At 29.5% G+C, this 11,106-nt stretch carries 9 protein-coding genes; 1 reads left to right on the forward strand and 8 read right to left on the reverse strand.

Features of this window, described 5'->3' with window-relative positions; all coding sequences use genetic code 11:
- Positions 1-6: 6 nt before the first annotated feature.
- The 5 genes from ABD766_RS11375 to ABD766_RS11395 are packed head-to-tail and all read right to left on the reverse strand — an operon-like array spanning position 7 to position 5,034.
- Positions 7-888, reverse strand: coding sequence for a glycosyltransferase family 2 protein (locus tag ABD766_RS11375; protein WP_344816808.1), 882 nt, complete (start codon positions 886-888; stop codon positions 7-9).
- On the reverse strand, positions 879-1,805 hold the full coding sequence (locus ABD766_RS11380) for a glycosyltransferase family 2 protein (RefSeq protein ID WP_344816809.1): 927 nt from the start codon (positions 1,803-1,805) through the stop codon (positions 879-881). The genes ABD766_RS11375 and ABD766_RS11380 overlap by 10 nt, the downstream gene beginning before the upstream one ends.
- Positions 1,806-2,894, reverse strand: coding sequence for a glycosyltransferase (locus tag ABD766_RS11385; RefSeq protein ID WP_344816810.1), 1,089 nt, complete (start codon positions 2,892-2,894; stop codon positions 1,806-1,808).
- Positions 2,894-4,165 (reverse strand): ABC transporter ATP-binding protein, encoded by a 1,272-nt coding sequence (locus ABD766_RS11390; RefSeq protein WP_344816811.1) that lies wholly within the window; start codon positions 4,163-4,165, stop codon positions 2,894-2,896. Before ABD766_RS11390 ends, ABD766_RS11385 begins: the two co-directional genes overlap by 1 nt.
- Positions 4,165-5,034: an ABC transporter permease gene (locus ABD766_RS11395; RefSeq protein ID WP_298304449.1), complete on the reverse strand. Its 870-nt coding sequence runs from the start codon at positions 5,032-5,034 to the stop codon at positions 4,165-4,167. The genes ABD766_RS11390 and ABD766_RS11395 overlap by 1 nt, the downstream gene beginning before the upstream one ends.
- A gap of 137 nt (positions 5,035-5,171) precedes the next feature.
- Between ABD766_RS11395 and ABD766_RS11400 the strand changes: the two genes are divergently transcribed.
- Positions 5,172-5,912, forward strand: a complete 741-nt coding sequence (locus ABD766_RS11400) for a tyrosine-protein phosphatase (RefSeq protein WP_344816813.1) — start codon at positions 5,172-5,174, stop codon at positions 5,910-5,912.
- A gap of 3 nt (positions 5,913-5,915) precedes the next feature.
- Here ABD766_RS11400 and ABD766_RS11405 read toward each other — a convergent pair whose 3' ends face one another.
- From ABD766_RS11405 to ABD766_RS11415, 3 genes are read right to left on the reverse strand one after another with little or no spacing between them, the layout of a single operon-like run.
- The gene (locus tag ABD766_RS11405; RefSeq protein ID WP_344816815.1) at positions 5,916-8,294 is read right to left on the reverse strand and encodes a GumC family protein; all 2,379 of its coding nucleotides are present in this window, start codon (positions 8,292-8,294) and stop codon (positions 5,916-5,918) included.
- Positions 8,295-8,299: 5 nt separating this feature from the next.
- The gene (locus ABD766_RS11410; protein ID WP_344816816.1) at positions 8,300-9,007 is read right to left on the reverse strand and encodes a polysaccharide biosynthesis/export family protein; all 708 of its coding nucleotides are present in this window, start codon (positions 9,005-9,007) and stop codon (positions 8,300-8,302) included.
- A gap of 56 nt (positions 9,008-9,063) precedes the next feature.
- On the reverse strand, positions 9,064-11,061 hold the full coding sequence (locus ABD766_RS11415) for a polysaccharide biosynthesis protein (protein WP_425556580.1): 1,998 nt from the start codon (positions 11,059-11,061) through the stop codon (positions 9,064-9,066).
- Positions 11,062-11,106 lie beyond the last annotated feature (45 nt).

Below are 11,106 nucleotides of genomic sequence, written 5' to 3' on the forward strand. Positions count from 1 at the left end.
AATGGGTTAATTCTTTAAATTGTTTAAGTTTTTTAAATAATAAAATGGATTTAAAAATATTTTCCATTTGCTAATTATTACTTTGTCGTCTTTATAAAAAATATTTCTATTTCTTATTCCTGTTCGAGCTAATTTTACTGCAATTTTATACAAAGTAAATGGATTTTTTATGCCCATTTTTAAAAAATTTTCAAAAAACCTTCGTTCTATTCCAATATACTTCTCTTCATTTTTAGACAACCTTGAAATGGAGTTACAATCTCTATAATATGATAATGGTTCGTTTATGTAATAGATTTTATAAAAGTAAAACATTCTTTGGTAAAAATCTAAATCTTCACCAACAACTAATTGTTCGTCGAATTGCAATTTGTCGAAAACTTTTTTTCTAAACAAAGGTGTTGGTGACTTTATGCACCAATTTCCTAGTGCATTCCAAAAAACATAACCCGATCTACTATTTGCTTTATTGACTGCCGCACCAATTGTTTCGCCGGTTACTATTCCGTTCTCATCTATTATAGCTGCCGATGAATGTACACAATCAACATCAAGGTTATTTATAAGAATTGCTATTTGTTTTTCAATTTTTTCTGGCATAAACAAATCATCATCGTCAAGAAAAGCAATAAAATCTCCAGTAGCATTTTGTATCCCAAAATTTCTAGCAGAAGAAATTCCTCCATTTACTTTATAAAAGTACTTGCAGTTTTCAAATTTATTACAAATAGCTTCAGCATATTTTCTTGAAGAACCATCGTCTATTACAAGAATTTCAATGTTTTTGTAGGTTTGATTTACTACAGAATTTATGGCGTCCTCAAGAAACTCATCTCTATTGTATGTTGGAATAATTACACTAACTAAATAATTTTTATTTAGCTCCATAAAGTTTTGAATTTGATGAAAATAAATTTCAATAAAGTTAGATAATACTTTCTTTCAATAGAATGATTTCCTTTTAGATTTTTTAAAAAATTGTAATTTAATACATCCTTTTTATTATTCCAAACAAAATGCTTAATGTAATGATCTATTAAAATTTGAACTTTATATTGTTGATTAAAATAGTTTAAATACTTAACTTTTTCGACATAAATATTCTTTAAAGATGTCGCATTCATTTTTACTGTAGTAGAATCTTGATGCCTTCTAAAGTAATTAAGTTTTTTATTTAAAAAAGCAACCGAATGATTCTGTACTAAAAGTGTCCAAAGAAACAAGTCTGAAGATTGTTTATTACAAAAAATTTCTTTTGAAATAGGTTCTGTTGGCTTTTTAAAAACAACACTACTTGCATTTGTAATATAGGTTTCTAGAGGCATTTTTGATAAAAACAATTGAGAAGAAATAATTTTAAAAGAGTTTTCTTCTACATTTAAATCTTTAGTTCGCCTAGTTGAATCATAAATAATAATATCATTTTCAACATAATTGCTTACACAAAAAGCTAAACTTGTATTTTCATTTTTTTCTAAAACCTCTATTAATTCTTCTAAGAATGTTGGTTCAGAATAATCATCCGTTTCGGCAATCCAAATGTATTTTGTTTGTGCTAATTCAATACCTTTTTGCCATGAAAAATAACCACTACCAGAATTTGATTCATGGCTAATAAAATATTTTATTTTTGAGGGATTATTTTTAGCAAATTCTGATAAAATCTCTAAACTAGAATCAGAAGAATAATCGTCTATAATAATCAGTTCCCAATCTGTATATGTTTGATTTAAAATAGATTGCAACCGTTTATTTAAAAACCTTGCATGATTATAACTTGGTATTATTATAGAAAGAGTTGGCATTTAATTAAGTATTTGATTCCAACAATCTATTATAGTTTTCACTTCCATTTCCATACTGTATTCTGAAAGAATAAAGTCAGATGCTTTTTTACTTTTTTCTATAAATGATGAACTATTGGAATCATACTCTTTAATAACTTTTTCTAATGTTTTTGCATACGAAATAACATCTCTATCTTCTACAGGATAACAAAAATCGTCTTTAAAAAATTCTTTTCCTCCTTTTCCAGCATAACCAACAACGATACATCCGCAAGCCATGGCTTCTGCTGGAGGCATTCCAAAACCTTCATTAATACTAAAACTTAAAAAAATAGCGCAATCTCTTAAGGTATTTGCTACTTGTTTTTCATTCATGTTTTCAATGGCTACCAATTCCCAATTTTCTAAAACACCTCTAAACTTTAAAATATTAATTACTTGAATTAGATCAACTCTAAGTCGTCTAGGCATAAAAGCAATTTTTCTTTTCTTTTGTGTATTAAGATAAAAATTCTTAGAATCAATACCATATCGAACTCGTTTAACATTCATTTTAGGAAAAGTATATTGAATGTATTCTTTAGCATTTTCAGAATTGACAATTGTAGCGATTAATTCTGTATTAAGATAAGGCGAATCATTGTTTTTGAGATTCAAATCATAGTGAAAAAAAGTTTGATATGCGCCTTGATTATAGATGACTTTAAGATTTCCTTTTATTAAATTTCCTAATAATGGTCCATATACCTCTGGAAAGACAAACACATCATCTGGTAGTATTGTGATATCGTTTTTTGTTGAATGTTGTAATTGCTTTATATTTTTTATTATTGATTTAATAACTTTTTTGGATTTAGAAATAAGTCCAGTTGCACTATTATTAGGCATAATCAAATTATTCATCTGATTATGTATGCTATAACTATAAGCCAATTTGGTTTGATTAACAAACCAAGAACATTTAAATCCAGCGTTTTGGTGAAGAATAAAAGCGTTGTATCCGTTGTTATTCAATACATCCACTTGTCTGTACAATTGTTTGATTCCACCAGTAGGTGAATTGATATCGGGTGAAATAAAGAAAATACGAGAGTTAGCCATGTTCATTATTTATTATAAAAATCAACATCAAAATCGAGGTAAATTTTACTTTCTTCTACAGGAATATTTCTTCCAGTATGGTAATAATCACCATCCATTACTTCAAAATATATAGCACTTTGAAGCCAATCGGCTCTTTTGTAATCTACATATAAATCTGTACTAATATAATAACCACCTTGATTTAGAATGAGTTTATCAATTTTAAAAATCATTTTTGTAACATTATTAACTGTTTGTTTTTCAAACAAATAATTACTTAACCACAAAAATCGCTGACCTAGATTATCATCAATTTTCAAATCTAATCGAATTTGAGATGAGTCTATTTTAGAAGGGTTATAAAGTTCTAATTCAATATGAAGAGGCTGACCAACTTGAGGTTCTACAAATTGGTTTTCACCATAGATTTTAGCATTAATTATTTTAACTATTCCAGTTCCAGATCGACCTTTATAATCGGCTAAAGAAGTAATATCTGCACTGTTTTTTAAGTATTCTTGAATAGCTTTATCGGCTGCACCTTGAAAATGATTCATTCCGTTTTGCAACACAATTCCTTTATTACATAAATTTTGAACGGCAGCCATATTATGACTTACAAACAATACTGTTCTGCCTTCGCTTTTAGAAATATCGCCCATTTTTCCTAGACATTTCTTTTGAAATTCTGCATCGCCAACAGCTAGTACTTCATCTACAATTAGAATTTCACTTTCTAAATGTGCTGCAACAGCAAAGGCAAGTCGCACATACATTCCTGAGGAATAACGTTTTACTGGTGTGTCAATATAGCGCTCTACTCCAGAAAAATCAATGATTTCACCGAGTTTTCTAGTGATTTCTTTTTTTCGCATGCCAAGAATGGCTCCGTTAAGATAAATATTTTCTCTACCTGAAAGTTCGGGATGAAAACCTGTACCAACTTCAAGTAAACTGGCAATTCTGCCCTTTACTTTAATTTGTCCTGTCGTTGGACTTGTTACTCTTGAAAGTAGTTTTAACAAGGTACTTTTCCCAGCTCCGTTTTTTCCGATTATTCCAACTGCATCTCCTTGATTTATTTCAAAATTTATATCTTTTAAAGACCAAACAATGTTGCTAGTTCCTTTAACACTTCTATTATTTGTTTCACCAATTTTAAGAAATGGATCATCTTTACCTAATATTTTTGTCTGCCAAAAACGTTCAACATCTTTAGAAAGCGTTCTTGAACCAATTTGACCAATTTGATAGGCCTTCGATAAATTCTCTACTTTTATTATTGGCTTGCTCATTATATAGTATCTACGAAGTTTTTTTCTGTCTTATTAAAAATAATAACACCAAAAAATAAAATAATTAATGTAACTACTGTTGAATAGCCTAAACTTGCTGCTGTAAACTCTCCTTTTCCAAGAAAAGCATATCTAAATGCTTCTATGATTCCAGTCATTGGATTTAATTCTGCAATATTTCCATAACCCTTTTCACGGGCATAACTCAAAGGGTAAATCACTGTTGTTCCATACATTAACAATTGGACACCAAAAGTAACAAGAAACGTTAAATCTCGGTATTTAGTAGTCATTGCGGTAATTATAAGACCAAGACCTAATCCTAAAAGAGCCATTAATAATACCAATATTGGGAATAAAAATAATCCTAAAGTAATATGAAAACTTGTTCCGGCAATTGGGAAAATATAAAAATACGCCATCATGCAAATCATGAGTAGCAGTTGAACTCCAAATCTAACTAGGTTACTTACCACAATACTTAACGGCATAATTAATCTTGGGAAATATACTTTTCCAAAAATATTAGCATTATCTCTAAAAACAGTACTTGTTTTTGTAAGGCAATCTGAAAAATAGGCCCAAGATGTAATTCCTGTTAAATAAAACAAATAACTTGGTAAACCATCAGTACTTATCCCTGCTAAATTGCCAAAAACGAATGAAAAAACAATAGTTGTAAAAATGGGTTGAATAAAAAACCAAAGTGGCCCCAGTACAGTCTGTTTATAGAAACTAACAAAGTCTCTTTTTACAAACATAACAAGTAAGTCTCTATATCTCCATAAGTCACTGAAATTTAAATCAAAGAGCGAAGAATGCCCTTTGATTATTAAATCCCAATTTTGTTCTTCTTGATTATCTTTCATCTAGTTCTATAAAATTCGATTGAAACTATTTAACTTCCTCAAATTTAAAAAGCAAATATAGTAATTTGACATAATTATAAGACTCAATTCTGTTGTTTTAATTATTATTTGTTTCTTTGTAAAAAATACATTCAATTTTGTTTTTCTTCAATAAAAAATCTACTTACCTCAAAGATATAATCCCTAATGATTATACTGATATTCATTCACATTTATTACCTGGAATAGATGATGGATCAAAAGATATCGAAGACACCTTGACATTGATAAACGAGTTAAAAAAGTTAGGATTCTGTAATTTCATAACAACTCCTCACGTTATGGAGCATGTTTGGGAAAATTCTAAAACTAAAATTGAAAATACACTTGCAACAACATTAAGTCGCCTAAAAGACAACTCTATTGACAATTCGTTTAAAACTGCTGCAGAATATATGCTTGATGATAACTTTAGAAAGTTATTTCAAGAAGAAAAATTATTGACTCTTAAAGAAAATTTTGTCTTAGTAGAAATGTCATACATTAACGCTCCTTTACAATTGTATAACATTATATTTGATTTACAAGTAGCTGGCTACAAACCAGTTTTGGCACATCCTGAACGATACAATTTTTACCATAATAACCTCCAAGAATATAAAAAGTTGAAACATGCAGGTTGTCTGTTTCAAATCAACCTACTCTCATCTGTGGGTTATTACGGACCAATGGTAGCCAAAACAGCCGACTATTTATTGAAAAATAACATGATTGATTTTGTAGGTTCTGATGTACATCACATGAAACATGTAGAATCATTTAATAAAAAAATTGTTTTGAAAAACCTTGATCCATTAAAGGAAGCTTTTCAAAACAATGTGTTCTTTAAACCTCAATAAAGTTTATTTCTTTTTGGCAAAAATTGCCTTTATTTTCTCAATAAACGTTAATTCATTTTCTTCAACCCCATAGCCATAGCCATAGCCGTAGCCATAGCCATAGCCATAGCCATAGGTTTTCTTAACTTCGGTATCGTTAAGAACTATTGACATGTTAGGCAACTTATTCTCTTTATATAATGTTTCGGCAAACTTAAGCATTCGCTTATCTAGATAATTGGCACGCATTACATAAATAAAAGCATCAGCATTTTTGGCAATTAATAGAGTATCTGTTACAACACTCACAGGAGCAGTATCAACTACTATATAATCGTATTGCTTTTTAAGTTCATCAAATAAAAGCGTTAATTTATCATTCATCAATAACTCTACAGGATTTGGCGGAATAACACCTGAAGGTAATGCATAAAAATTATCAAAATCTTTTACTTTAACAATATAATCCTTAATGTCTTCGTTTGGTTTTGTCAAATAGTTTGTAATACCTTTAACTGGTAAATCAATATATTGACCCAGTTTAGGATTTCTAATGTCTAAACCAATTATTAAGACTTTTTTTCCTGATAAAGCAATTGTTGTTGCCAAATTTATAGCACAAAAAGTTTTCCCTTCTTTAGGCAATGATGATGTTACAAATATAGTTTTACAAGCATTTTCAGGAACATGCGCGAGCATAAACTCTAAATTGGTTCTAATCATTCTAATCGCTTCTGCAGAACTGGACCTACTATTAGATTGAATAATTTCTTCATTAGACTCTGATTTTGGCAAATCTCCTAAGAAAGGAATAGAAACTTTACCTTCTATATCTTGACGATATTTTATTTTAGTATCAAAGAAGTTTATTAAAAATAATATTCCAAAAGGAATTAGTAATCCTAAAATAATCGCGCCAAGATAGAACATCGATTTCTTAAGTGAAATTGGTCCTATTAGATAAGCATTGTCAATTACTTTAGCTTTGGCAGAAGTAACCGCTAAGGATATTTCCGTTTCTTCTCGTTTTTGTAAAAGATACAAATACAAAGATTGCTTTATATTTTGTTGTCTTGCGATTTCATTATAATTTCGTTCATTGGTAGGAACCTGATACACTTTTCCGTTATAAAGAGAACGTTGTCTTAATAAATCTCTTTTCTGAATAGCTAAATCATTCTTTTTACTTAATAAACTTTGAACGATATTGTCTCTCAATTCCGAAATCCTCAAATCAATATTCTTAATTTTTGGATTTGATTCTGTAGCACTTTTTAATAACCTTCTCTTATCCAAAACAAGAGTATTGTATTCAGTAATGTAATTAGACGAAGTTTCTGATGCTGCTACTACATTAGTAGGAAACAATTCGTCTTTTTTTGTTTTTCTAATTTCATCTAATAGAAAATCTCTTACTTTTAAATCGGTTTCAATAGCTAGAATTGATTTATTATAATCCACAGCTCCATCTATACTCAATCCAGCATCTGACTCTAAACTAACTAATCCTTTATCTTTTTTAAACTGCTCGGCTTGTCCTTCTACACCACCTAATTCCTTAGTAATGATGTCTAATCGGTTATTGATAAATTCTTTGGTAAACTCTGCAACTTGATTTCTATCCCTTACAGCATCTTCATTATATTGTTGTACCAATGCATTTAAAAAATCAACACTTCTTTGAGGGATTTGATCTGTTATTCCTAAATTAATAACGTTGGTTTTCTCAACTGAAAATACCGATAGCCTGCCTCTAAATCCATTCGCTCTTCCTTCTAAGGTTGATTTCACAACAATGATATCAACAATATTCTCAGGCATTGGATACGTATTTAACTTAACAATAAAACTCCCTAATGTTGAAGGTACTTTTTGACCAAAACTATAGCGCTTAGCATTCTTCTTTTCAACATCCAGTACTTCAAATTGTTTATTTGAAATAACTCTAATAACGAAGCTTAAAGAATTCTCATTGTAATCCTCTTTTTTGTCAGTGAAAATAACTTTTATTGGTGAATCATTATAAAGCTCTTTAAAAACAACTCTTCCTTCACTGAAATAAGAGATGTCTAAATCCATTTTTTTAACAACATCTTGAGATAATTGTCTAGATTTTAAAATAAAAATCTCATTGTCAACATTATTCTTTCCTGAGAAAATATTCAAATCACTAAATGCAGAGAACTCACTGGTTCCACCTTTTTTTTCGTCTTTTATCAAAATGGAAGAAGCAGCACCATATTCTACAACATAATATCTTAAATATACAAAAGTGATTGCGAGAAGTACCAAAACACTTAATACAAACCACTTCCAATACTGAAGATAATTAAAGATTTGTTCCTTTATAGTAACTTCATTTTGTGCTTCTGAATTCGATTTTTGAGACAATAAATTTTGCATAATTATTATTTAGTTACTAGTAAAGTAACAGTTAACAATAAACTAAAAATTGAGGCATATATAGGTAAATTTGGTAATGCTGAAGCATCAATTTTGGCTTTTCTTTGTTCAACATAAACCATATCATTTTGGTCCATGTAATAAAATGGTGAATTTACAAAATCAGCTTTGGTGATGTCAACTCTATTGAAGGTTTTTAATCCTTGAATATCTCTTACAATCAATATATTATATCTTTTAGCAAAAACTGTTAAATCGCCAGAGGCACCAATGGCATCAAATAAAGTTACTCTATGATTAATAAAAGATTTAACTCCCGGATTTGCAACATCGCCTAAAACGGTTACTTTAAAATTTAATATTTTTATATTGATGACAGGATCAATAAGATGAGCTGCCAGTTTTTGCTTAAGCATACTTTTTAACTCTTTTGTAGAATAACCAGAAACTTGAATAGTTCCTATAACTGGAAAATCAATTTTACCTTCATTATCAACCAAATAGTTAGGCAGATTAAAAGGTGCAGCAGCATCAACTTCCTGTGTAGCCACAACAATTGACAATAAGTCGTCATTTTGAATTATAGGATCATAATTAGTAGAAACATTGCTAAAATCTTGTGAACCTTGAAGATAAACAAACTTTTTTTTAGAGGCACAAGAAGAAAATAGAAACAGAAAAAGTATTGATATATAAAAGAAATAGTTTTTCATTCGTAAAATATAATTAATTGGTGACAAATATATTAAAAAACCATTCAATTTACATTCTATTTGGTATAAACATAAGAGTCTTTGACTTCTATATCTAAAGTTTGGAATACAGAATTCATGCTTTTATACTCTGGAACTATATTTTTCATTTTTGCAGCTATCATGTCTGAGTTGCCACCATAAGAAATACTTATCAACTCTTCTACTTGTTGACTAACAATTTCAAAATCATCACATACCTCAACCGCAATAGTTATCTTTTCATGATGAGTAGTCAAATTTTGAGCAGAATCATTCAATAATTCTTCATAAAGTTTTTCGCCAGGTCGTAAACCAACAATTTTTATTTTAATCTCCTTATCTGGTTGGTATCCTGCCAAACGAATCATTTTTTTTGCTAAATCAATAATTTTAACTGGTTTACCCATATCAAAAATATAAATTTCGCCTCCATTACCCATTGAACAGGCTTCCAATACAAGCTGACAAGCTTCTGGAATAGTCATAAAATAACGAATGATTTCTGGATGTGTTATGGTAATTGGACCACCTTCTTGAATTTGTTTTGTAAATAATGGAACCACAGAACCATTGGAACCCAATACATTTCCGAATCTAGTGGTAATAAATTTAGTATAGCGCGCTGAATTGTTTTTTAAATGTTTAAAATGTTTCGATTGAATATACATTTCAGCAATTCGCTTACTTGCGCCCATAATACTACTTGGATTTACAGCTTTATCTGTAGAAATCATCACAAAACGCTCCACATGATATTTATTAGACAAATCAGCAACATTCTTTGTTCCTAAAACATTGGTAAAAATAGCTTGTGATGGATTTTCTTCCATCATTGGAACGTGTTTATAAGCAGCGGCATGATAAACTACATCGGGTTGATAAGTTATAAACAATCTTTCTAAAATTGCATAATCCCTAACATCGGCAATGACATTAACCACCTCAACTGACAAACCTAACCTTAAAATCTCTAACGATAAAGAATGAAGTGGTGTTTCTGCTTGATCCAACAATATAATTTTCTTCGGGTTAAAATGAAGTACTTGCCTTACAATTTCACTACCAATTGAACCAGCTGCTCCTGTAACTAAAATCGATTTTCCTTTAAGTTTAGAGGAAATGCTGTCGGTATTTAAAACGATTGGTTTTCGTTCTAATAAGTCTTGAATTTCAAAGTTCTTAATATTTTTGGAAATTTCTTTTTCATCATCCCAATCAGAAACTACTGGAAGCGTATATACTTTAAATCCATATTCTATACATTCATCAACTATTGTTAATCGCTCTTCTTTGGTCAGACTTTTATCCGCAATAATTAAAGCTACAACTTTTTTGGAACGCATCAAAACTGGAATACTTTTCTTTATTAGAAAAATAGGTAGATCTAGTATCCTTTTTGTCGAATTCTGATTATTTTTATCAATAAAGCCAACTAGTTTAAATCTTCCTGGCGACTCGGCTTTCAATGCAGAAGCTACCGCAGAAGCATTAGCATCTGAGCCATAAATGATTGCTGACATTTTTTTTTCGGAATTGACATCTCGAAATAATAAATCAAAAGTCTGTTTTACAATCATTCGAAAAACAAACAAAAAACTAAACGATAAAACTGCATTGATAAAGGCACCTGTAGTTAAATACAGTTTTGGTTTATCTAATAGTAAAACAACAAAGTTGAATAATAAAAGAACCACAAATGTTGAAAACTGAGAAAAAAACAACTTTAAGGCATCTATATAGGAAGAATGCCTAATAATCCCAGAATAAGTTCTGTAAATCCAAAAGAAAAAGATATTTACAAAAAGATATAAAATGGAACCAATAGTAAGGTGTTCTTTGGGAATATAATTTAATTTAAGCCCTTGAAAGAGAAAATAAGTAATAACACCTGATAGTAAAACAATAAAAACATCAATCAATAGAATAACCCATCGAGGTAAATAACTCAAATTTTTAAAACTAAATCCAAAATTGATATCGGAAAATGTTTTAAAAAAATCAGTAAAAAAATTTCTTTGGGTATTGTTTTTCAATGGATACTTCTTTTTAATAGTGGTAAAAATAATAAAAAAAAGTTC

Source organism: Flavobacterium cheonanense, assembly GCF_039539185.1.
Classification (GTDB): domain Bacteria; phylum Bacteroidota; class Bacteroidia; order Flavobacteriales; family Flavobacteriaceae; genus Flavobacterium; species Flavobacterium cheonanense.

Bases quoted from the DNA above. Each gene is read 5' to 3' on its own strand.
- ABD766_RS11375 (WP_344816808.1), bottom strand. From the start codon at position 888: ATGGAGCTAAATAAAAATTATTTAGTTAGTGTAATTATTCCAACATAC.
- ABD766_RS11380 (WP_344816809.1), bottom strand. From the start codon at position 1,805: ATGCCAACTCTTTCTATAATAATACCAAGTTATAATCATGCAAGGTTT.
- ABD766_RS11385 (WP_344816810.1), bottom strand. From the start codon at position 2,894: ATGAACATGGCTAACTCTCGTATTTTCTTTATTTCACCCGATATCAAT.
- ABD766_RS11390 (WP_344816811.1), bottom strand. From the start codon at position 4,165: ATGAGCAAGCCAATAATAAAAGTAGAGAATTTATCGAAGGCCTATCAA.
- ABD766_RS11395 (WP_298304449.1), bottom strand. From the start codon at position 5,034: ATGAAAGATAATCAAGAAGAACAAAATTGGGATTTAATAATCAAAGGG.
- ABD766_RS11405 (WP_344816815.1), bottom strand. From the start codon at position 8,294: ATGCAAAATTTATTGTCTCAAAAATCGAATTCAGAAGCACAAAATGAA.
- ABD766_RS11410 (WP_344816816.1), bottom strand. From the start codon at position 9,007: ATGAAAAACTATTTCTTTTATATATCAATACTTTTTCTGTTTCTATTT.